This window comes from Pseudovibrio sp. JE062 (assembly GCF_000156235.1).
Lineage (GTDB): Bacteria > Pseudomonadota > Alphaproteobacteria > Rhizobiales > Stappiaceae > Pseudovibrio.
Genome location: NZ_DS996808.1, coordinates 393,285 through 414,650, shown reverse-complemented (window position 1 = coordinate 414,650; position 21,366 = coordinate 393,285). Strand labels below are relative to the sequence as shown.

The window sequence follows — 21,366 nt, the reverse complement described above, 5'->3', positions numbered from 1 at the left end:
TCGGATAAGCCTATCTTGTCCGATGCATTGGCTGGCACAACACAGCTGCTTTTGCCCTCAAAGAGCACCCAGCTTACCACCAAACATCGCGATCTTTATCTCCCTGATTTTGGGAGTGATTTTCATTTGGCCAATAAAAAAGCGGCTCTGGGAGCCGCTTTTTCTGTTCTTGTGGAGGCCCTCGCGTACCTGCGAGGGCCTTCTTTTTTGCTTAAACCAGCATTTCGCTTGGGCTGCTGAGGTCCAGACCGATGATGAGTGGGTCGTGGTCAGAAGCGCCGTACTGGTCGTCGTTGTAGAAACCAGCGTCGGTGAAGCGGCTGTTGTAGCTGAGTAGATCTGGCTCATCTGCGTTGATGTGCCACTCAGCAAGACCAGTCACCTGTTCAGCAAGGCTGTCGGATGCCAGAGCGTGGTCCAGAGAACCGCGCTGACCATCAAACACGAAGCTGTACGCTTCATCGCCCAGGTACTGAGAGAGAAGATCGGTCATGTCACCGCCTTCGATCAGTTCCTGTACGGAGTCGCCTTTGCCGTAGGTGTTCAAGTCACCGATCACGAGGATGTCCGGATCAAGACCCGCACCTGCGTACTCAGTTCTCAGCCACTCATGCAGCTCTTTTGCTGCATCTTCACGTGCCTGAGCCCAGAACGCCTGTCCGTCACCCTGATCGTAGTTTGGATCAGCGATCAGAGCATCAAGATCTGCCTGCACCTGAGCAACATCAGCTGCCGGAATGGTACCTGCATCCAGCTTGCCCTGAATGTCTTCCACCAGATCGCTCAGGCCGCTTGGACCTTTGGACTTGTAGTGGTTGACCGCAAGGGTAAAGCGCTCACCATTTGCATCCTCAAAGGTGGTTGCAACGGTTGGGCGGTTACGCTGGAAGTCACCTACGTATGAACGATCAGCAAACTCCTGCAGACGGTCCGCAATTGCGTAAGTCGTAGCAGCACTTGTTTCCTGATAGGTGTAGGTTTCTGTCTCGATGACAGTCAGCTTGCTTGGACGGTAGATCATACCAGTGGTGATCGCATCAGAGCCAATCGGAGCCCCATCAGTCGGGTTCACGAAGGTGTACAGCTCGTCCGTCCGGCCCTGAGCAGTCAGTTCTGCATTGAGGGCATCAACAAGAGCGCTGATTGCAGATGCATCATCAAAGCCGTTGTTCTCCAGTTCCTGAAGACCAAAGACATCCGCATCGATATCAAGCATTGCCTTGACGATCTTGTCAGTCTGACGTGCAAGGTCTGCCTCGGTGCTCGCACCGCGCTGGCCAAGGGTGGTGAAGTAGTTCAGCACGTTGAAGCTGGACACTTTCAGTTCACCGCCAACATCAGCAGGCTGCTCAGGACGTGCACCGGAGTTGGTGCTCTCGTCGATGGACAGCTGACCGTCAACAACAAGAGTATGACCGTCGAAGCCTTCTGTCAGAACACCCTCAATCGGAGCATCGATTTCCGTGCCGAGACGCAGAGTTGCGCCAGCGGAGAAGTCGTCGTCCTTGTCGAGATAACCGTTACCGTTGTCGCCGTTTTCAGCGGTCACAGGAACGTAGGTGAACTCGTCAGGGTTCTGCTCAGAAGAACCATCATCAATGAGGATGCGGTTGTTCTGGTTCATTTCCTGATGTTCGATGATCTGGTCCAGCTCGTCCTGCGGATCATACAGGTGAGTTGCCTGATACTGGGAGCCAGCGGAAACTGTAATCTGACCGTAGCGGTCGAAATTGAAGTTTTCGATGACAGTCAGAGCATCGTCTGTGCCGGAAGCAATGCTGACGCGCATGCCTTCCAGAGCTTCCAGGTTATGCTGGTTTGTCGGAGACAGAAGCACCTGCATGTATTCTGGAAGTTCGTTACCGGAAGACAGAACGTTCAGATCAGCAATGTTTGTCAGCTGGGTCTGGCCGCCGAATTCAGCAACTGTACCGCCGAAGGACACTGCATCACCAACAGCAACGGTTGGAGCCGCGCCGGTGTAAACGAAGATACCTTCAGAGGTTGCTGCGTTACCGTCACTGTCAGTGGTTTCTTCCTGAAGGTAGAAGCCATTGCTGGTGAGACGGGTAACAAGCGCGCTGACGTAAACGAACTCACCAACCATGCCGGATTCTGCACCTTCACCCTGAATGGTGGAGATGAGAGTAGGCGCGGTGTCGTCGTTCTCAACAGTGCTGGTTGCGCTCTTCGTTGTGATCTTGCCACCGGTTGGGTTGCTCAAGGTCACGGTCAGAGCTTCGCTCAGTTCTGTTGTTTCATCACCAGTGATGTTGACTGTGATGGTCTTGGTGGTTTCGCCAGCTGCAAACTCGATGCTGCCGGATGGCAGAGTGCCACCGAAGTCAGCCGCATCAACGTCGCCGCCAACAGCGAAGTCAACAGTACCAGCTTCGGACAGATCACCATCACGGGTCACGGTGAACTCGAAGGAGGTTACGCCGCTGTCGCCTTCAGCCTTGGAGTCAGCTTCAGCTGCAATTGCGTAGGTTGTGGAGGTACCACCGCCACCTGTTGTATCGCCTTCCAGCTTCAGGTTCTGCAACACGAATGCTTCGTCGCCGCCGTTCGCTGAGCCTTCAACGGTGATGGTCAGTTCAGAGCCAGAACCTTCCAGATCAGCCATCAGCGTCTGCAGTTCATTGGTGAGAACCAGACCGGATGTGGTTTCAACCATCGGGTCGTTCAGATCAACAGTCTTGCCGCTGGCAAGAGTGTAAGTCTGTGCGCCATCATTGTCAGATGTGAAGGAGAACAGGGTCTGCTCTTCACCGCCGTCAATGGAGTAGCGGATGGTCACTACGTCATCGGACTCGAAGTCACCCATAGCACCGGCATCCAGAGACAGGCTGATGTTGCTGTAGTCTGAAATGTCGAAGCGCCAGGTTGCTACCAGCGGGTCACCATCTGGGTTGTCACTGTTGACGGTATCAGCCAGGCCGAAGAACTCGCCCGTGTTGGTCGCTTCATCGATCACGCCAATTGCGTCATTCTCGAAGCTGCCATTGGTGGAGTCGACCATGGAGAACGGCGCATCACCAGCAGTGTACTTGCCGAAGCCATCTGCAGCGCTGGAGAAGTCAGGTGCAGTGCTGGTGTACTCGATCAGACGATCGTTCTGAGAGTCCACCATGTCAAACGCGAAGGTTTCGCGCACGACTGCAGGGTTGCCCAGGATCTTCAGGTTCTGCATTGCAAAGGCTTCAGAACCGCCGTCAGACTTGCCTTCAATGCTGATAGTCAGCTCAGAACCAGTGCCTTCCAGATCGGACACGAGGGTCTGCAGCTGGTTGGTCAGCACAATGCCTGCGTCTGCATCAGTGAGCGGGTCATCCAGATCAACAGTCTTGCCGCTGGCAAGGGTATAGGTCTGAGCGCCGTCATTGTCAGATGTGAAGGAGTACAGAACCTGCTCTTCGCCACCATCGATGGAATAGCGGATCACAAAGGTATCTGTACCTTCAAAGTCGCCCATTGCACCAAGATCAAGGGAAAGACCAAGATCTTTATAACCAGCAATATTGAAGGTCCATGACGCAGTCAGTTCGCCATCGTTATCACCGTTGATGCTGTCAGTTACACCGAAGAACTCACCGGAGTTGGTGGATTCATCGATGATACCCAGAACGTCATTCTCAAAGCCACCATTGGTAGAGTCGACCAGTGAGAACGGTGCGCTGTCTGCAGTGAACTTGCCGAAGCCATCAGCAACGCTGGAGAAGTCAGGCGCTGTGTTGGTGAAGCTCACCAAACCTTCGCTCTGAGAGTCCACCATGTCAAACGCGATGACATCGCGGGTCACTTCGTTTTCGTCTTCAACAGTAACGGAAACACTCTTCGTGTCGGTGCCGCCATCAGCATCGGTTACAGTGACTTCAACCTGATAAACGTTGTCGCCGTCTGCATCTGCAGGTGCTTCAAAGTCAGGTGCTGTCTTGAAGCTCAGCTGGCCGGTTTCAGCATCGATTTCGAACAGGTCTGCATCAGTGCCGGAAACGGAGTAAGTGAGGTCTGTGTTGTCTACGTCGGTTGCGGATGCAGTTGCCACTTCAGTGGTATTTTCTGCAATGGAAACCTCGGAAGCCACAGATAGGACAGGCGCCTGATTGGAACCGGTCACGGTTACAGTCACGGTGACGTCTTTGGTGCTGCCGTTGCCGTCGGTAACTGTGTAGGTGAAGGTATCTTCAGCGGTCTCACCTTCACGCAGGCTGTCAAATACGTTGCCTGGGATATAAGAGACCTGACCGTTCTCGAGAGAAACAGTAGCACCGGATGTGCTGGTTGCGGAAACGCCAGTGATAGACAGGGTGTCGCCGTCATAATCCTTGTCGTTTTCCAGCAGTGTTGCTGCGTCAATAACCAGACCTTCATCGCCGGATGCAACTGCATCTTCACCTGCGCGGATCTCGTTGTTACGACCATCCAGATAGTAGGTGTAATCATCAGCCTGGAAGTAGACCGCCTCAACATTCATCAAGGTGTCTTTTTCAGAGCCGTCGTTTGCGATGACTTTGGTCTTCGGGTTCCACCAGCGACCACGCTGCTGGAATGAATAATCGTCGATTGAGCCTTCATAAACGGCTGTATCGAAACCACGACCACCATTGATGCTGTCATTGCCAGCACCACCGTGGATGACATCGTCGCCACCAGCTGCGCTGATGCGGTCATTGCCGTCACCAGCGAAAATAAGGTCATTGCCCTTACCTGCGCGGATCCAGTCGTTTCCTGCATATGTGGAGATGGTATCGTTACCGTTGAAACCCCAAACCCAATCAATGCCATCGGTGCCGTTGATGACGTCATCCCACCACGTGCCGAATTTTACGTTGATCGAGTAGAAGTTAAATCGAGGAAAGAAATTGAACATGTATCAACCCCGTTACAGTTCATCTTATCCGTATTCGCCACTCCCCTCCCAGTTTGAGCCAGGAGCCAAGGCGAACGTTTATTTTTGCAATATGCCCGAATGATTTTCTGCAGCATGCATCGCTAGTTTTCTCGATGTCAGGGGTGACGTAAAGGCGCTATTGATCAATTTTTCACTTTTTGCATATTATTTCGAATAATATTTTCTTTTGTGAAATTTTTTTCAACTTCGCGTTGCATATCTATGTCGTCGCGATGAAAGATTACCCGGTGCTGTGCATAACCCGGGATACTTTTCAGCCCTGTTTGGCTTCTGCGCGACTCACATATCGCAAAACCGCACTGCGAATCCATAGATACAATTAAAATTTAATTATCAAAATTACGTTTTTTGGTGGGTTTTTGACGGCCTTCCTTTACCGCTTGAGTAAATCCACTCCCATTCTACATATTATCTCATTTAGAGTATCATTTTCTAACTTGACTATTATCTATAGCATGTAGTTTCTTATATGTGATCTTTTCAGCAAATGAGATGGACTTGGAGAGGGTTCATCAGAACCAAAAACTGAAGAGGCGGCAGAAAAGAGCGGGACGAGCATGTGTAATTTGATCGATAAAATCAGAAACTCGGTGATCGGTGAGGACGCGGCCATCACCACAGCGTTTGGTCGTAAGCCATTGGTTTATGCGGATTACACAGCGTCAGGACGTTCCCTGAGCATGATTGAGGACTACATCCGCGATCACGTGCTGCCCTACTATGCCAACACCCATACAGAGACTTCTTATACCGGTGCGCAGACCACAGCCCTGCGCGAGCAAGCCCGCCAGCAAATTCGCTCCGCGGTGAACGCGAACGACGATCATTCAGTGATATTTTGCGGTTCCGGTGCAACTTCTGCGATCCATAAGCTGATCGACATTCTCAACCTGAAACTGCCTGCCGACCTGAGCGCACGCTACAAGTTTGAGCAGCAAATTCCAGCAGAAGAACGCCCCGTTGTTTTCATCGGTCCTTACGAGCATCATTCCAATGAGCTGCCATGGCGCGAGAGTATCGCAGACGTGGTTTCCATTCCGCTTTGTGAGGGCGGACAGGTCTGTCTGGACGATCTTGAGAAGCAGCTGATCAAATACGCGGACCGCCCACTCAAGATCGGCAGTTTCTCAGCGGCCTCCAACGTGACTGGCGTGAAAACTGATGTCGACACTGTTGCGCGCCTGCTCCACAAACACGGCGCCCTGTCCTTCTGGGATTATGCGGCTGCAGGCCCGTATGTTGGCATCGATATGGCGGGCGAAGAGACGGAAGAGGGAGACAGCTCCAAAGACGCTATCTTCCTGTCACCACACAAGTTTGTTGGCGGACCGGGTACGCCGGGCGTACTCATTGTCAGTGATGCTATTCTGAAGAACCGTGTGCCAGCCATGCCGGGTGGTGGCACCGTGATGTACGTAACGCCGGAAGATCACCGCTATGTGGCTGATGCTGAGCGCCGGGAGGAAGGCGGAACGCCTGCCATCGTGGAATCTGTACGCGCCGGCCTCGTGTTCAAACTTCAGCAAGCGGTTGGAACGGACGAGATTGAACGCCGGGAAGAGAGCTTTGTTTCCAGAGCTGTGGCGCACTGGTCGAAATGTGAGAACATTGAGATCCTCGGCAACACTGAGGCGCCGCGCCTGTCTATCACCTCGCTCAAGATCACCCACAAAGGCAAAGACCTGCACTACAGCTTTATCGTGGCGTTGCTCAACGACCTGTTCGGTATTCAGGCGCGCGGTGGCTGTTCCTGTGCAGGCCCTTATGGTCATGCTCTGCTGGGTATGGATATGCATTACAGCAAGGCGTTGGAGGAGCAGTTGGTTGAGGGCCACATGATCCTGCGTCCGGGTTGGATCCGTCTCAACTTCAACTACTTCATTGATGAGGAGACCTTCGAGTACCTCGTCCGTGCCATTGAACTGGTTGCTGAACACGGTTGGAAACTGTTGCCGTTCTACCGATTTGATCCAAATGGTGCTGTCTGGCGTTATCAGAACCACAAGGCCGAGCTCGCAGCATCCCTCGACACGCTCGACTTCACCGCGATGCCTGCCCCGGCGCCAAAATCTGACCGCCCCTCACTAGCAGAGACTATGGAAGCTGCAGAAGCCGAACTGCTTCGCACACACGGTGCTGAGCAACGCTACAATGTGGTTCAGCCTGAAAAAGTGGAGGAACTGCGCTGGTTCGTCCGCCCACAAGACGTGGCAGTGGCTTAACAAACTGGAAGGCGCTGGAGATATCTGCAGCGCCTTTGTTGCTCTTACAGGCGCTTGACCCAGTCTTCGTAGCGCCGGTCAATATCCGGCATGTCAGCAGCGTGCTTCCATGCAACGCCTGCAGAGTTCCGGGCTTCCGTAGGTGTCATGGAAAAGCGCTTCTTGAAGGCACGACTGAAGGTGCTCTCATAAGCGAAGCCGAAGGAAAAGGCGATTTCCGCATTGGAGCGGTGAGCATTGCTGTTGCTGATAAGGGCCATCATGGCACCTTTCAGCCGCTGCTCAAGCACGAAGCTCTTTACCCCTCCATAGCTGCGGAACATTTCATAGAGTTTGGACCGCGAAATGCCTGCCTTGGAGGCCACCACTTCAGGCGTAAGCGCCGGGTTCGACAGGTTTTCATTGATTGCACGTTTTGCCAACATGATCTGCGCGGCATGACTGTTGGCATCGGAAATAACGACACCATCAGCCGTGCTGTTGAGACAAGCGGCAACAAGAGAGAGAGTTGCCGGATTAACATCAGCTGCCTGAGACAAACTGAGCTGATCCGACAACTCTTTCAGCGTTTTAATATGACTGTACAGAAGCTGAACCATGGGCTGCGAGGCGGGTAATCTCCTCATATGCTGCCCATCTGGATAAACCAGCTTTGGTTCAAGCAACTCCCTGGGAATGATCAGGGACAGGTTTGAAAATGTATTGGTCCAGGATTTTGACGTCCTGGCTAAATCAAAAATGATAAGGCCATCTTGTGCAACAGAATGTTGTGCGCCGTCATGCTCATAGAACATGTCGCCGGTTTCAAATAACTGGATCATGAAGTGGTCCATTCCATCTCTTGCGATGGTCAGTTCACTCCGTTCCCAGAACTGTTTTCTGCTTTTTGTCCGGGCCAGAACAATTTGCCCGAACATGTGAGCATCAACTTCAGCGGTGAAATCATCCGTCCTGACGGCATGGTCTGCTTCCACCTGAAACATGAAGGAAATGCTCTCTTTCCAGAGAGAGAAGCGCTCATCGGGAGCCACACCATCGACAGAAAACACAGCCTGAGGAATAGGCTGCGAAATCTCCATTGGCTGAACTCCTTTTTTGAGATCCACCTCTCCCAAGAAATGCATCCTCGTAAAGTCATGCACTTAATACGTGCTTTTACTAAAACCTTATTCCATTTGTATACATCTCCAAGTGCGTTGCAAACAATGACGCAGCGTCCAGATCAATGTGCATTTTGTTTGAGATTGCGCCAAATCTGGTTTTTTTTCCTGAGTTTCTTGCATTGATGCATGACGATGGCACAACCACCGATTCTAGCATTGGCGTGTGGCCACACCTCGCAGATGCTCGCGCACCGCTGAAATTATTGTGATGATGAGATGCAGGCTTCAGCCTTGTAGCAGCCCTATTCAGGGCACACCTTCAGGAGAGCTCCCCACTCCCTCCATGAGCCCTCGAAGGATCACCCATGCCCTTGCAGTCGTCAGCCGCCAACTCCCACTCTCTCAGAGTTCTCCTGCCCGCCGTCGTGCTGGCAGGTGTTGTCGGTGAGATCTCCTTTGAAGCTTATGCGTGGTTCGTCTCGCCAATCCTGTTTGGGCCTGTGCTGGAACCTGCCAATCTCGTGATCGCACTCACATCCAAACTCTTTGGGCTGTCCATTCCCTACAGTGCCGCGTTTGCGATCCATTTCTCAGTGGGGGCTATCGCCTTCCCTGTGGCCATACTGGCCGTACATCTGATGACCAGACTGAAGTTCCTGATTGCCGGTGTCGTGGCGGGAGTGCTGCTCTGGTACATTGCGCAGGGCATGCTTGCGCCCTTCATCGGCAGAAGCTTCATGATGGACTTTGGCGCCTATACCCAGTCATCATTCGTCGGCCACGTCGGCATGGCAATCGTGATGGCCCTTGTGTTCTCAGTACTCTTTGGAGAACGCAAAGCCAAACGCTAGAACCGGAGAGAGCTGTACGCCCTCTCCTTCATCTATTGTTGTTAAGCCGAGTACTTTAGCCGGATCACGGGCTGTTGTGTCTCTTCGCTAAAGGCTTCATGCATCTCCTCAAAGCCGTAGCACGCATAAAAGCGGCGGCCAATGGGATTATGCTTGAAGACTTCCAGCTCTACGCTGCTATGGAGAGAAACAGCCTGATCCATCAGAGCCTTCCCGAGCTTGCGCCCGTGAAAGTCCGGATCCACGAACAGTCCGCCCACTTCATTGCCCAGCAACGAGATGAAGCCGACGACAGAACCATCTGCTTCCACCACCCATGTATCAGCAGATGGCAGGTACATATTGCGGATGTTGTTGGTCTCATTTGCGAGGAACTCATCACTCAAAAAGGTATGCGCATACTTGCTGGCCTTCAGCCAGACGTCAACAATGGCCTCGGTGTCACGAGTTTCAAATTTACGGATCATTGGAATATCCTGAAGAATGCCGCTGAGCGGCCTATGATGTTCGGAGAATTAAAGGCATGCGAAACCAGCCGCGCGAAATCATGCGGTCTTAAGGTTAGAAACATGCATAGGGGTTCTTTTTGCGAACCCTTAGATCCGGGACATCAAAACTCCTCTGAGACACTTCAGGAGCTCTCACGTTAAGCTCATCGCGCCCGGTGTCAAGCCAGCAGGATCACCCATCACACTCGCTCCTGCACACCTGTTGCGCGGACAACACGTGTGCGTTGCATCTCTCTATTTCCGGAAAGTCTGTGGTGCTAAAGGGACTTGATGGTGAAGACGCAACCGATGCCCGTTTCCCATTCCGGACGCGTCTTCACCATCGAGAAGGCTCTGTTTCACAGTCAACATCGGGCAAAAAATATTCCCGGAGACAGTTTTAAACATATATTTGAGCCAAAAAGGCAAGTTTCGCCACGACGCGAAAACTTTACCTTAAATGGACCCTAATCCCATGAGTTCTCTAGCTCCTTGATTTTCGTTAGGTCCATTTGTTTTCAAGAGGACAACTCCAAGATGCCGATTGCGCAAAAACACTTGCGTTAGATCAACGTCCTTCATCTACGCAACAGTACGATTGTGCTGATCGTGGGAGAGGTCTGTAAAAATGTCTACTACTATAGTTAGCAGTGAAGTGGAGAAGCTCGCTGAAATTCCCTTGCTTAAACGGTTGAGTACCGAGGCAAGAGAACAGCTGCTTCGGGGTGCCACTAAGAAATCTGTCTCGCGCGGTGAGATGATATTTTTTCAGGATGATAAAGCAGACGCGTTTTTTATCGTTCTGGAAGGATGGGTCAAAGTTTTTCGCGCGACAAGCAGCGGCGATGAGGCCGTTGTAGGGGTATTCACCCGCGGGCAAACCTTCGCAGAAGGAGCAGCCTTTACAAACTCAAACTATCCAGCTTCCGGAGAAGCAGTCACCGATAGTGTTGTGCTTTGTATTCCTGTTGCCCATTTGGCCAATTCTATTGCAGCTGATCCAAACATCGCGCTGGCAATGATGTCGTCTCTGTCCATGCACCTGCACCAGCTCGTGCTGCAGATCGAAGGCCTGAAAACACACACCGGTGCACAGCGAGTGGCTGAGTTCCTTCTGAACCTTAGCTCCGAACCCGCTGGGTCCTGCACACTGGTACTGCCCTACGATAAAGCTCTGATTGCTGGTCGTTTAGGAATGAAACCAGAAAGTCTGTCTCGCGCCTTCCAGAAGCTGAAAAGCTACGGCGTCGAGGTCAAACAGAACCGGGCTATTATTTCAAACGTTCAGGCTCTGCGCACACTGGTAGAACAGGAACGCACAGTCGTTATGCATTCAAGCCACGGTTAGGCGGGAAGTCATCTTTTTGATTTTGGTTTCCGGGTCAGGTCTCCTGCCCCTTGTAGATTTGCTTTATGAATTCTCCGAGCTGTTTTAGCTCCTCTCCACGTGGTGAGCTTTTTCGCCACGTAAGCGTGATTTTTCTTGGCAGTGCCTTGTCAACATCAACGAGATGAAGATCATACTTGTCGGTCAGCCCGGCCTTGATTGCTATGTCAGGCAGAAGCGTTGTTCCAAGCCCTTCTGCCACCATACCTACCAATGTGGAAAGGCTGGTCGCTTCAAAGCTGCTGTCTTGTACAGGTCCGATTGGAGTAAATGCGGAAAGGGCATGCTGTTGTAAACAATGCCCTTTTTCCAACAGCATCATCCGGGTGCCTTCCAGGTCCGCCCCTTCAGCATGCTTCAGTTTTGCAAGTGGGTGGTCTGGGCCAACAGCCAGCTTGTATCCATCTTCAAACAATGTCTCATAAGCAAGGTCGCCAATCTCGAATGGCAAGGCCAGCAAAACTGCATCCAGATATCCATTTTGCAAGGCTAAGAGCAGATCACTGGTCATTCCCTCTTTGATAAACAGGCGTAGCTCCGGAAACTTCTTGCGTAGGTGCGGCATGATGCCGGGCAAAAGGTATGGCCCAACTGTTGAGATGACGCCTAGTTTCAGATCACCAACCAGAAACCTGGAATTTGCCGAGGCAAAGTCTACAAAAGACCTTGTATCAAGCAGAATACGACGCGCTCTATCGGCCAAGGCATTGCCCAAAGGCGTGATGGTCACGGATCGTTTGGTTCGTTCTGCCAGATGAATTCCAAGGTTCTGCTCCAGCTCCTTTAAAGCTGTGCTCAATGCGGATTGACTGACATTACATTTCTCAGCTGCACGACCAAAATGCTGCTCTTCAACCAACGCAACCAGAAACTCCAACTGCCGTAGACTCGGTAGATGACTCATAGATTTTCCAGATCACTGTTTTCCGATAAATCAATTTTACTAATTATTTTAGATCGCTAATTTGCATTTATCAAATCAAATGAGTTTGAGGAAAATAAATGACTGAAGAAACCATGATCACACTGCCACAGCTTAACAGACCAGCTCCAGATTTTACTGCACCAACAACCGATGGTGTCAAATCATTGAGTGATTACAAAGGACAATGGTTGATCCTCTTCTCCCACCCGGCTGATTTTACTCCGGTTTGCACCACCGAATTTATAGCCTTCGCCAACGCTGCAGATGACTTTGCAAAGCTCAACACAGCCTTACTGGGTCTTTCCATTGACAGCCACTACTCCCACATCGCATGGGCGCGAAACATCGAAGAGAAGTTTGGCGTGCACGTGCCGTTTCCAATCATCGCCGATCTCTCCATGGACGTCGCGAAAGCCTATGGCATGATCCAGCCGGGCGCTTCCGACACATCTGCTGTCAGAGCAACGTTCATCATCGATCCTGAGGGTGTGTTGCGGGCAATGGTGTATTATCCAATGACAAACGGACGCTCTGTAGATGAGTTCTTGCGTCTGGTAAAAGCGCTGCAAACTTCTGAAGAACACAAGGTCGCCACTCCAGAAAACTGGCAGCCAGGAGATCAGGTCATCGTACCTCCCCCAGCAACTCTTGAAGAAGCAAAAAATCGCCAGTCCGCCGGCTACGACTATGTAGACTGGTACTTCTCCAAGAAAGACATGGCTGTATAAAGAAGGCAGCACACAGAGAGGTTCAGGCGTTTTATCTGCCTGAACCTTAAGCCAAAATTGCGCCGTACTCAGAGTTCTAGGAAACTCTTCGCCCGCAATCCGCACCACCTTTTGGAGGTGTGTTACCGGTTAAGGCTGCAAGGGGTTGTTTCGCGCCAGATACCAGTACCGTTTCATGCAAATAGCTCTCAATATGTTGAGCCAGTGCATGTTCGCAGCCAATGACGGGGGCAAGTTTGCAGCCAGAAGGTGCGCTCTTCATCATTTCAGCGATATCGTCATGGCCATGCAGACCACCGCTAGCAAACAGCGGAACGACAATCGCATCTTCAGAGAGCGTGAGAACGGCTTTTTCGACAAAGGGTTCCTCAGAGAGGAACGCAACACGCAGGTTTTTATAGCCGTAACGGCTTTCCAGTTGATCCTTGAGTTGAAGTGCACATAGCCGTGATTCCGGCCCAACCGTGGAGCCGTGGGCGACAATCATCACTTCCCGGTCAAGGTCCGGTTTGATCAAGGTACTTTTGCTGTTTGGTGCCAGCGTACTTTGAATACTTTCGGAAACCAGATCAGGTAGGAAAGGCAATACACCAAGAGGGGGTAACAGCTTGATGTACTGCCCACTTCGGTTCAGATTCTGCCATTCACCTTCTTTCTGTTGTTGGTGGTCCGGGTCCAGCCCCAATCTGCGAGGCAGGACAGTTTTGCAAAAGTAGCCGTTACTTAAGAGGAGAGGTAGCACGAGCACACGCTCGTGCGGGAGGATTTCGACCACTTCCTGCAGCGGTGGAGTCCCTTTCATCACCCCACTCACCACATCCAGTTCGGGCAGTAAGGGCGCCAGAGCATTCTTCAGGCGCACGTGGCCTGGTGTATTGTCGGCGCCCTTGCCGCCCAAATCGCCATGAGCAGCAAGAACAAGTGCCAGATCGCTAGTGGCTTGTACCAGCGGAGAAGGTGATCTTGTTCCAGACATTGTACTTTCCAGATGGCTTGCTCATTGGAATACGCTTCACTTCTTCAAGCGTCTTTGCGTCATAGATGATGATCATGCCGTCATTCTCCCAGATGGAGAGAATGGCGTGGCTGCCATCACGGTCAAACTCGATATGAGCAGCGGTTTTACCCGGGAGCGGTTTCAGCGTCTTTACGATCTCAAGCGTTTCTTTATCGATCACGTACATCTGATCCTTGTTTGGACCAAAGAAGACGTCCGCCCAAGCGTACTTGGAGTTTTCGTGAGAGCGCATGAAGAAGCCCGGTCCAGCCGTATCGAGTGTCTTCAGTACGGACCAGTTGGACATATCGATCACAGAAATCTTGCTTTCACGCAGGTGCGGGGTCACCATCACTGGCTTGCCCTCCCATTCCCAGCTGATGCCGGAGCCCAGATGAGGGAAGCCAGGCAAATCGATCTTGGCAATGGTGGAACCTTCATCCATATCAACCACGACACCACTCTTACCATCACGGGAAGACCCCATCAGGTGCTTGTAGGACTGGTCGAAGAAGAAGTCGTCCATCGGTGCATCAACTTGGATACGACGCAGAGCGAACAAACCTTCTGAAGTTGGTTTCGCACCATCCTTGCCGTAGTTCTCAGAGTCTACGTAAGCGTCGAACTCAGGATCTGCGTTTGGATTGGTTGAGACCTCCCAAACTTCAGGTGTATCCTTCATGGCGACAACAAAGCTGTCACGTTCAGGAGCCTGATAAACCGCAGAAACGCGAGTGGTTTCACCGCCCAAAGACTCTGCATCAAAGATCTTTTCAACGGACAGGTCTTCAGCAGACAGCATCACCAGAGAATGCGGCAGGTAGTTGGCCAAGGCGATGTGCTTGCCATCGCGTGAAAGCGCAATATTGCGGGAGTTGATGCCGCCGCGTACTTCGCCAACCACCTTCAGCGCCCACATATCGTACTTCGTGATCCAGCCATCACGGGACATGAAGTACACATAGTGTCCGTCCGGTGTGAACTTAGGACCGCCATGCAGGGCAAACTGGGTTTTGAAGCGGGTTAGCGGCTCGAACGTGTCGCCATCCATCACCGTGGCGTAGTGATCGCCGGTTTCCACCACCACGAACAGGTTGAGCGGGTCGGACTCGTAGACTGGCTTTTCAACGGGCTTGTAATCCTCATTGAAGATCCGTGTCTCCATGATTTCCTTCTCACCCCAAACTGGCATTGCGCCGAGCGGAGTTTTGATCATGTTCACCAGATCCGCGATCTGCTGATCGTTCAGCTGATCACCAAACGCAGGCATCTGGGTGTGAACGCGGCCTTCCTTAATGGTGGACGCCGCAGCACTTGCACGCAAACGCTTCAGGCTTTCCGGCAACAGTGCCGGGCCAATGCCGCCGAGGCGATCACCGCCGTGGCACTCCGCACAGAGTTCCTGATAGGTGCCTTTGGTGGCATCCGAAACCGGATAGAGTTCCAGTTTTTTACCGCGAGCTTCAGCAGCACCTGCAAGCATGCAGGTTGCCAATAAAACACCGGCGAGTTTAGGCATAAACGTGCTTGGCTTCATGACGAGCTCCCCGGAATGGTGTTGTTTCAACGCGCTGGTGGTTTGTATCCTCCAGGCCGATCTCTTCATCTGTCAGGTAACAGGATGGATCTTCTGCCCAAGGATCACCGGTTAACTGTAGCGCTCTCACACGCGTATTGCCGTTACAGATGTTGAAGTACTGGCAAGAACCACAGCGCCCTTTGATCTGACGCGGTGTCTGTTTCAGGCCCGCCATCACAGGATCGGATACATCCTGCCAGATCTCGGAGAACTTACGCTCTTTCACGTTGCCGATGGTGTAGTGCCACCAGAAGCTGTCCGGATGCACCTTGCCGGTGTTGTCGATATTGCCGATGTTCACACCAGAAGCGTTGCCACCCCAGCGCTCAAGCATATCTTCCAGATAGCCAGCTTTCTCCGGCATTTTTTCACTCACCCACTGCAACAAGAAGATGCCATCCGCATCGTTGTTGCCGGTCACGTACTCTTTGGAGCTGCCAGCCAGCACATCTTCCCAAGCCTTTTCAATCAGGCGGGTCATGGCTTTGCGGGTCACGTTCAGGTGCGCATCTTCACCACGGTTCTTGTTACCGCGGCCTGCGTACACCAGGTGTGACAGGTAGATCTTGTCTACTTTCTCGCGGTCACACAGCTCCAGATAGTCATCCAGAATGTCAGCGTTGTCTTCTGTCAGCGTAAAGCGCAGGCCAACTTTCACGTTTTCCTCACGCAGGTGACGAACAGCCTGCAAGGACAGGTCAAACGCACCATCCATGCCGCGGAAGTCATCATGCACCTTGCCGATGCCATCCAGCGAAATACCAACGTAGTCGTAACCGATGGTGCCGATCTTGCGCGCCATCTCCTTGTCGATGAGCGTGCCATTGGTGGACAGGGCGGTATAGAAGCCGAGCTGCTTGGCATGAGCCGACAGCTCCAGCATATCCGGGCGCATAAGCGGTTCACCACCAGAGAAAATGATGACCGGTACGCGGAAGCCTTTCAGGTCATCAATAACCTCATAGGCCTGCTCTGTTGAAAGCTCGCCGGGAAAATCTACATCGCCTGAGGTTGTGTAACAGTGCTTGCACTTCAGGTTACAACGGCGGATCAAGTTCCAGATTACGACCGGTCCAGCAGGTTTACGCGCTGGTGGAAGTGGATACGGATCCGCTAGAGCTTTGAGATAATGGGTCAGACGAAACACGCGGGCTCTCCCCTCTGCGACGAAGTCTAAGTCCTGTTTTTTTCAGGGTTTTTGTCGAAAACAGGACGTCATGTCCCTTGCATGATGAACCCACGAGAGCCTCTATTTCCTTGACTAAAGTCAGACACTCTTCGCGAGTTTTTCCGTGCACCATGGCGAACACATTGTAAGGCCATGTGGGCATCCATCTGGGGCGCTGATAACAGTGGGAAACGAAGTCAAGCGCGCCCATAATTTGGCCAATACGCTCAACATCTTCATCAACGATATTCCAGACGGACATTCCATTTGCACGCATGCCCAGGGCGCGATGATTTGGCACAGCTGCGATACGACGAATTGCACCGTTTTCTTTCATGGATGCAACACGTTCCAGCACCAGCTCTTCACTAACGCCAAGCTGGCTCGCAATCTGCGCATAAGGCTCGGAGACCAGCGGCAACCCTTCTTGCAGCGCTGCGACCAGAGCACGATCAAATTCAGAGAATTCTTCAAAATTATGCGTGCTCATGCCGGGACCTTAAACTCAATGAAAAACTCGCGTTCTTTCGGGAACAGCCGAACAGGAATGCCTGTCAGCTCTTCAATGCGTTTCCCGCAAGTCTCAATTTCTTCAGGGGTTTCCGTGGCCAGAACGAACCACATGTTCAGTTCATGATCACGGGCATAGTTGTGCGCCACCTCGCTCAGCGAGTTAACCTGCTCGGTCACCTCGTTGTAGCGTTCTTCCGGCACAGCCATCGCGCACAGACAGAACGCTCCACCCATCTGGGCGATATCGAACATGGGACCGAAACGGGTCAGGATGCGCGTCTCTAGCAGCCATTGCAGGCGCTTCAGGAGCACGTCTTCCTCTATGCCCAGCTCTTCGGCGACGGCCGCGTACGGCTTGGAGACGACCGGGAGGCCATCCTGCAAACGATTGATCAGCTTGCGATCCAGATCGTCCAGATGCACCCGCGCCGGTTCATTCAAATGAGCAATGTCTGAGCTCATGCGCTTACTCCAGCGTTGTAGGCAAGACGGGCACCACGCTGCTTGAAGCACTTGGTAGAGAACAGCACATCACTGCTCATCACGTGCTGCGTGGCCATGGTGGACAGCCGATTGATGACCTCAAGCGCCTCTTCACGGCTGTTTGCGTGGGTCATGGTGTAAAGGTTGTACGGCCACAGCGGCATCTCTCTGTTGCGCTGATAGCAAAGGCTCACCATCGGATCGGCAGAGAACATGGCACCGACATCATCGATATGCTCATCGCGCACGTTCCAGACAGACATGGCATTGGCCTTGTATCCGATGGAGCGATGCCGCACTACAACACCGAAGCGGCGAATAATGCCAGCATCCTGCAATATCTTGAGGCGCTCCAGAACAGACGTTTCCGAACGACCCAGCTTCAACGCAATGCGCAAGAACGGGCGATCTGAGAGTGGAATGCCGTCAGAAAGTTTTTCAAGCAAACCGATGTCACCCGGCTCCAGCACTGACATGTCGACAGGTGGGAGCACCGGTGTCTTCTTTTCCAACCGCTGCTCTGTCAGAGAAAATCCCAGATCCAGGTGGAAAGCCTTTTCCATCCGAAAAGCGTGAACCACGAGATTGGTGGTCCGCTCTATGCGGTCAAGTGTAGCCTCCAGGGTCGCTCGATCCCGTTCAACGACCACAAACCAGATGTTCAGGTCATTTTCACGCAGGTAGTTATGGTTGACCCCCGGCTCGTCATTGATGATCTGTGCCGCGGTTTCCACAAAGTGTGGAGGCGCAGAAACCGCAGCCAGACAACTCGCGCTGACTGTGTTCGGAGCCAGCACAGCACCAATGCGCGAGATAACGCCATTTGCCACCAACCGTTCGTAACTGCTGATCGCATCCAAGGCGTCCACCCCGGTTTCCCGGGCTATGAGATTGAATGGCTTTGGAACAAGTGGGAAATTATGCTGCCACTTGTCCACCAATACGAGATCAATATCACTCAGCTGTGCGCTCATATCGCAAACTCCCCAATCGCTCGGGCGGCCACCGCCGCCCTGGGAAAGCCGGGACTTAAAGCCCCAGCTGGTGTGCACGTGAAGTAAAGAAGATGCCGCTTGGTTTTTCCGCTGGCAGAACTTCTTTCAGGGAGAAATCCGTTGTGTCGTAGACGTGGATCTCGTTTTTGTCGCGAACGGACATCCAGACTTCCTCGCCGCGTGGAGTGAACTCCATGTGCAGCACGCCCGGTCCTGGCTTCAGGGTCTTGATGATCTTGCGGTCCATAATATCGATCACCTGAATGGTGTCGTTATGTGGAGGCGCAAAGTTTACCCAGATCTGGCGGCCATCAGGACGCGCCATCGCAAAAACTGGCTGGCCATGTACGGCGACACGATCCACTTCGGTGAACTCACGTTCATCCATGAACAGCACTTCGTGACGGCCAATTGCAGGCAGTGCAAACATGCCGTTGGCTTTCGCCCAACCTTCAAGGTGAGGCATCTTGTAGACTGGCAGAGGCTCTTCCCCCTTGCCGTAACCGTCCATAATGCGCTCGACTTTCAGAGGCTCTTTCCAGAGGTCAACATGCGCCAGACCATCTTCGCCAAACAGGCCAACGATGTAGTGGCGGCCATCACCGGTCACCAGCGCATCGTATGGGAAGACGCCGATATCGGTGAGCTTGGTGACTTCAGGCTTCAGGCCCTTAGAGTAATCAAGGATCCAGGTCTGCTCGCCATCCCAAAGGGAGAACGCAAAGCGACGGCCTGGCAGGTCCACAAGACCGATGGTCTTGGACTGGTTGCCTTCTTCGTCATAGATCGCAGGCACTTCGGAGACGAGCTCCAGAGTTTCTGCGTCAAACACGTTCACGCCGCCTGGCTTATAGTTGGCAACAGCGATCAGTTTGCCATCATCGGAGATAGCACCACCGATGGAGTTACCAGCCTGCATGACGCGACCTACGAGCTTGCCAGTGAGCATGTCCACTTTGGACAGGCCACCATCACGACCAAACACAAAGGCATAACGCTCATCACGGGAATACACGACAGAGGCGTGCGAGAGGTTGCCCAGCCCTTCCACCTGCGCCAGCACAGTACGGTCTGTGCTTTCAACAATCAGGGCTGTTCCTGTGGCTCGTTCGATGATCAGACCCAGGTCGCCCGTGGCGCGCAGGTCGTCAGAACTGGCTGCAGAAGCAAATAAAAGACCCGCACTTAAAGCTGCGGCAGCAAATAACGTCTTCACTTGAATGCTCCTGTTTTCAGACCTTCAGCAATGAAGGCTGCTTCAGTTTCGTTGAGGAAGCCGCGCCAAGGAGGCATCGCCGTTCCCGGCAATCCACCAAGGATCACTTCCTGAATGACATCAGCGTCCATATGTTCCAGATTTTCCGGAAGGATTGGCCCGCCCAGACCACCTTCAAGCGTCAGACCGTGGCAGGACCCGCAGTCCTGCTGCACAAAGTCTGTCAGCTTTTCGCGATCGATGATCTTGAGAGCCTCTTCATCGGCGAGAGCTCCAACTGGCACTCCAGTCAGTAACGGAAGCGCCAGCAACCCGGCCTTCAGAAAAGAACGCAGCGGGTTTTGCGCCATCCGCTCTGTCCTAGCCATTGATTACCTCCAGGTGAGGTCTTTTCTCACCCCAGTTTCCTTCACTGCCGGTAAGTTCAGGCAGTTCCAGAGTTTCTTTCAGACCCACAACATCACCAATCATGAACAAGGTTGGTGCTGGCAGCTTGGCTGCCTTGGCCAGCTCACCGATTGTGGTGAGTGTGCCGAACACTTTCTGCTCTTCCGACGTGGTGCCCTTGGAAATTGCGACCGCTGGCATATCCGCTGGCATGCCGTGTTCCACCAGCTTGGTGGAGATTTCCGCAATAGCGGCGAGGCCCATGTAAATCACAAGGGTGGTGTTAGGGTCCGCAAGGCTGGCCCAATCCAGATCGAGGGGTACATCTCTCTGGCAATGCCCGGTTACATAACGCAGCCCCGTTGCTAGACCGCGATGCGTGAGTGGCAGGTTGAGGCTTGAGGCACAGCCTTGCGCAGCTGTGATGCCCGGTACGACTTCGTATTCGACACCGGCTGTGACCAGTTCAGCAGCTTCTTCGCTGCCGCGGCCAAAAATAAATGGATCTCCGCCTTTCAAGCGCACAACGCGCTTACCTTCTTTGGCGAGATCAACAAGCAACTGGTTGATTTCTTCTTGAGGAATTGGATGGCTCTTCGGCTTCTTCCCAACAGGGTAAAGCGCGGTCTTAGGAGGAACCAGATCCATAATTTCTTGAGAAACCAGACGATCATAAACAACAACTTCAGCGTCTTGAATACGCTTCAGAGCTTTCACTGTGAGGAGGTCCGGATCACCCGGTCCTGCGCCGATCAGACTGACCTTACCAATGCCTCTCATAACTCATTCCTCAAATCGAAACTGGCGAAAATAGAGGAGCAACGGGAGCTCCCCTGGTGATCTGGAGTGTTGCCGAACCGATGTCTTTTAAGGTGTTGGAGACATAGAACATGCCCGAAGGAGTAATCAGGCGTTCGTCTTTGATGACACTCATAGAATTCAGATTATGGCCATCAATCGCTGCGCACTTCTTGTGAGCACCTACAGCAACGGCGTTGGCTGCGCATTGCTGCGCGGCGTTAGCCGAAAAACGGAGAGTTGATTTAAACGACACCATAAACTCCAATGCTGACGAACCTTACCCGGCATCGTTATGTAAGCTCGCCCTTTCGTCTCTCACATTGACCATCGTCAAGTTATTGTGAGGCACTCGAAAGAGGTATTTTTTATAATATATATCAATGACTTGATGTGTGTAGAAATTTCACAGAACTGCAACCAGATGTGGTGATATTCTAGGCAAATTGACATAGGTCACGCTTGGGTAAGAAATACGTAGACTTCCCACAACAAATAATCATTCTAAATCCGAGAAAGAGATTCTGATTCAGGTATTTACTTCTCAGCAACGGCAAGTTGCCCCCTTCAGAAAGCTGCACGGAGTGCGCGTTTGGGGTTTTAACGTAACT

18 protein-coding genes are annotated in these 21,366 nt (G+C 52.4%); 4 read left to right on the top strand and 14 right to left on the bottom strand.

Translation table 11 applies throughout. From position 1 onward, the window contains the following. Nucleotides 1-211: 211 nt before the first annotated feature. Nucleotides 212-4,873: an ExeM/NucH family extracellular endonuclease gene (locus tag PJE062_RS11985; protein WP_008548857.1), complete on the bottom strand. Its 4,662-nt coding sequence runs from the start codon at nucleotides 4,871-4,873 to the stop codon at nucleotides 212-214. A gap of 599 nt (nucleotides 4,874-5,472) precedes the next feature. On the opposite strand from PJE062_RS11985, the gene PJE062_RS11980 reads away from it, so the two are divergent. Next, the gene (locus tag PJE062_RS11980; RefSeq protein WP_008549461.1) at nucleotides 5,473-7,137 is read left to right on the top strand and encodes an aminotransferase class V-fold PLP-dependent enzyme; all 1,665 of its coding nucleotides are present in this window, start codon (nucleotides 5,473-5,475) and stop codon (nucleotides 7,135-7,137) included. Between the two features lie 44 nt (nucleotides 7,138-7,181). On the opposite strand, the gene PJE062_RS11975 is transcribed toward PJE062_RS11980, so the two are convergent. Then, on the bottom strand, nucleotides 7,182-8,216 hold the full coding sequence (locus PJE062_RS11975; RefSeq protein WP_208982275.1) for a helix-turn-helix domain-containing protein: 1,035 nt from the start codon (nucleotides 8,214-8,216) through the stop codon (nucleotides 7,182-7,184). A 389-nt stretch (nucleotides 8,217-8,605) separates the two neighbouring features. Between PJE062_RS11975 and PJE062_RS11970 the strand changes: the two genes are divergently transcribed. After that, the gene (locus tag PJE062_RS11970) at nucleotides 8,606-9,091 is read left to right on the top strand and encodes a hypothetical protein (RefSeq protein WP_008549192.1); all 486 of its coding nucleotides are present in this window, start codon (nucleotides 8,606-8,608) and stop codon (nucleotides 9,089-9,091) included. A gap of 41 nt (nucleotides 9,092-9,132) precedes the next feature. Here the strand turns inward: PJE062_RS11970 and PJE062_RS11965 are convergent, their stop codons facing one another. Then, a complete protein-coding gene (locus PJE062_RS11965) occupies nucleotides 9,133-9,558 on the bottom strand; it encodes a GNAT family N-acetyltransferase (protein ID WP_008549248.1) in 426 nt (141 codons plus the stop codon). A 649-nt stretch (nucleotides 9,559-10,207) separates the two neighbouring features. Between PJE062_RS11965 and PJE062_RS11960 the strand changes: the two genes are divergently transcribed. After that, on the top strand, nucleotides 10,208-10,927 hold the full coding sequence (locus PJE062_RS11960; RefSeq protein WP_208982274.1) for a Crp/Fnr family transcriptional regulator: 720 nt from the start codon (nucleotides 10,208-10,210) through the stop codon (nucleotides 10,925-10,927). A 34-nt stretch (nucleotides 10,928-10,961) separates the two neighbouring features. On the opposite strand, the gene PJE062_RS11955 is transcribed toward PJE062_RS11960, so the two are convergent. Next, nucleotides 10,962-11,870 carry a LysR substrate-binding domain-containing protein gene (locus PJE062_RS11955; RefSeq protein ID WP_037036680.1) on the bottom strand — a complete coding sequence of 303 codons (909 nt, stop codon included), beginning with the start codon at nucleotides 11,868-11,870 and terminating at the stop codon, nucleotides 10,962-10,964. A 98-nt stretch (nucleotides 11,871-11,968) separates the two neighbouring features. Between PJE062_RS11955 and PJE062_RS11950 the strand changes: the two genes are divergently transcribed. After that, a complete protein-coding gene (locus PJE062_RS11950; RefSeq protein ID WP_008548979.1) occupies nucleotides 11,969-12,619 on the top strand; it encodes a peroxiredoxin in 651 nt (216 codons plus the stop codon). Between the two features lie 76 nt (nucleotides 12,620-12,695). Here PJE062_RS11950 and PJE062_RS11945 read toward each other — a convergent pair whose 3' ends face one another. From PJE062_RS11945 to PJE062_RS11900, 10 genes are read right to left on the bottom strand one after another with little or no spacing between them, the layout of a single operon-like run. Then, complete coding sequence (locus PJE062_RS11945; RefSeq protein ID WP_208982273.1) at nucleotides 12,696-13,595, bottom strand: CbiX/SirB N-terminal domain-containing protein; 900 nt, start codon at nucleotides 13,593-13,595, stop codon at nucleotides 12,696-12,698. Further along, nucleotides 13,552-15,153: a nitrite reductase gene (locus PJE062_RS11940; RefSeq protein ID WP_247643117.1), complete on the bottom strand. Its 1,602-nt coding sequence runs from the start codon at nucleotides 15,151-15,153 to the stop codon at nucleotides 13,552-13,554. Before PJE062_RS11940 ends, PJE062_RS11945 begins: the two co-directional genes overlap by 44 nt. Continuing rightward, the gene (nirJ, locus tag PJE062_RS11935) at nucleotides 15,128-16,342 is read right to left on the bottom strand and encodes a heme d1 biosynthesis radical SAM protein NirJ (RefSeq protein WP_037036678.1); all 1,215 of its coding nucleotides are present in this window, start codon (nucleotides 16,340-16,342) and stop codon (nucleotides 15,128-15,130) included. Before nirJ ends, PJE062_RS11940 begins: the two co-directional genes overlap by 26 nt. Next, nucleotides 16,278-16,853 (bottom strand): AsnC family transcriptional regulator, encoded by a 576-nt coding sequence (locus PJE062_RS11930; protein WP_008548901.1) that lies wholly within the window; start codon nucleotides 16,851-16,853, stop codon nucleotides 16,278-16,280. The genes nirJ and PJE062_RS11930 overlap by 65 nt, the downstream gene beginning before the upstream one ends. Then, entirely contained in the window at nucleotides 16,850-17,338 is a 489-nt protein-coding gene (locus PJE062_RS11925) for an Lrp/AsnC family transcriptional regulator (RefSeq protein WP_037036676.1), read from the bottom strand. Before PJE062_RS11925 ends, PJE062_RS11930 begins: the two co-directional genes overlap by 4 nt. Then, nucleotides 17,335-18,333 carry an Lrp/AsnC family transcriptional regulator gene (locus tag PJE062_RS11920; RefSeq protein WP_008549039.1) on the bottom strand — a complete coding sequence of 333 codons (999 nt, stop codon included), beginning with the start codon at nucleotides 18,331-18,333 and terminating at the stop codon, nucleotides 17,335-17,337. The genes PJE062_RS11925 and PJE062_RS11920 overlap by 4 nt, the downstream gene beginning before the upstream one ends. 55 nt (nucleotides 18,334-18,388) lie before the next feature. After that, nucleotides 18,389-19,570 (bottom strand): cytochrome D1 domain-containing protein, encoded by a 1,182-nt coding sequence (locus PJE062_RS11915; RefSeq protein ID WP_008549176.1) that lies wholly within the window; start codon nucleotides 19,568-19,570, stop codon nucleotides 18,389-18,391. Beyond that, nucleotides 19,567-19,938, bottom strand: coding sequence for a cytochrome c (locus tag PJE062_RS11910; protein WP_008549007.1), 372 nt, complete (start codon nucleotides 19,936-19,938; stop codon nucleotides 19,567-19,569). The genes PJE062_RS11915 and PJE062_RS11910 overlap by 4 nt, the downstream gene beginning before the upstream one ends. Continuing rightward, nucleotides 19,931-20,737, bottom strand: a complete 807-nt coding sequence (gene cobA, locus PJE062_RS11905) for a uroporphyrinogen-III C-methyltransferase (RefSeq protein ID WP_008549083.1) — start codon at nucleotides 20,735-20,737, stop codon at nucleotides 19,931-19,933. Before cobA ends, PJE062_RS11910 begins: the two co-directional genes overlap by 8 nt. A 10-nt stretch (nucleotides 20,738-20,747) precedes the next feature. Further along, nucleotides 20,748-21,011, bottom strand: a complete 264-nt coding sequence (locus PJE062_RS11900; RefSeq protein ID WP_157039139.1) for a hypothetical protein — start codon at nucleotides 21,009-21,011, stop codon at nucleotides 20,748-20,750. Nucleotides 21,012-21,366: the final 355 nt, after the last annotated feature.

What these genes read in the sequence shown, in the direction of transcription:
- PJE062_RS11985 (WP_008548857.1), bottom strand. Translation starts at nt 4,873, where the DNA reads ATGTTCAATTTCTTTCCTCGATTTAACTTCTACTCGATCAACGTAAAA.
- PJE062_RS11980 (WP_008549461.1), top strand. Translation starts at nt 5,473, where the DNA reads ATGTGTAATTTGATCGATAAAATCAGAAACTCGGTGATCGGTGAGGAC.
- PJE062_RS11975 (WP_208982275.1), bottom strand. Translation starts at nt 8,216, where the DNA reads ATGGAGATTTCGCAGCCTATTCCTCAGGCTGTGTTTTCTGTCGATGGT.
- PJE062_RS11970 (WP_008549192.1), top strand. Translation starts at nt 8,606, where the DNA reads ATGCCCTTGCAGTCGTCAGCCGCCAACTCCCACTCTCTCAGAGTTCTC.
- PJE062_RS11965 (WP_008549248.1), bottom strand. Translation starts at nt 9,558, where the DNA reads ATGATCCGTAAATTTGAAACTCGTGACACCGAGGCCATTGTTGACGTC.
- PJE062_RS11960 (WP_208982274.1), top strand. Translation starts at nt 10,208, where the DNA reads ATGTCTACTACTATAGTTAGCAGTGAAGTGGAGAAGCTCGCTGAAATT.
- PJE062_RS11955 (WP_037036680.1), bottom strand. Translation starts at nt 11,870, where the DNA reads ATGAGTCATCTACCGAGTCTACGGCAGTTGGAGTTTCTGGTTGCGTTG.
- PJE062_RS11950 (WP_008548979.1), top strand. Translation starts at nt 11,969, where the DNA reads ATGACTGAAGAAACCATGATCACACTGCCACAGCTTAACAGACCAGCT.
- PJE062_RS11945 (WP_208982273.1), bottom strand. Translation starts at nt 13,595, where the DNA reads ATGTCTGGAACAAGATCACCTTCTCCGCTGGTACAAGCCACTAGCGAT.
- PJE062_RS11940 (WP_247643117.1), bottom strand. Translation starts at nt 15,153, where the DNA reads ATGAAGCCAAGCACGTTTATGCCTAAACTCGCCGGTGTTTTATTGGCA.
- PJE062_RS11930 (WP_008548901.1), bottom strand. Translation starts at nt 16,853, where the DNA reads ATGAGCACGCATAATTTTGAAGAATTCTCTGAATTTGATCGTGCTCTG.
- PJE062_RS11925 (WP_037036676.1), bottom strand. Translation starts at nt 17,338, where the DNA reads ATGAGCTCAGACATTGCTCATTTGAATGAACCGGCGCGGGTGCATCTG.
- PJE062_RS11920 (WP_008549039.1), bottom strand. Translation starts at nt 18,333, where the DNA reads ATGAGCGCACAGCTGAGTGATATTGATCTCGTATTGGTGGACAAGTGG.
- PJE062_RS11910 (WP_008549007.1), bottom strand. Translation starts at nt 19,938, where the DNA reads ATGGCTAGGACAGAGCGGATGGCGCAAAACCCGCTGCGTTCTTTTCTG.
- cobA (WP_008549083.1), bottom strand. Translation starts at nt 20,737, where the DNA reads ATGAGAGGCATTGGTAAGGTCAGTCTGATCGGCGCAGGACCGGGTGAT.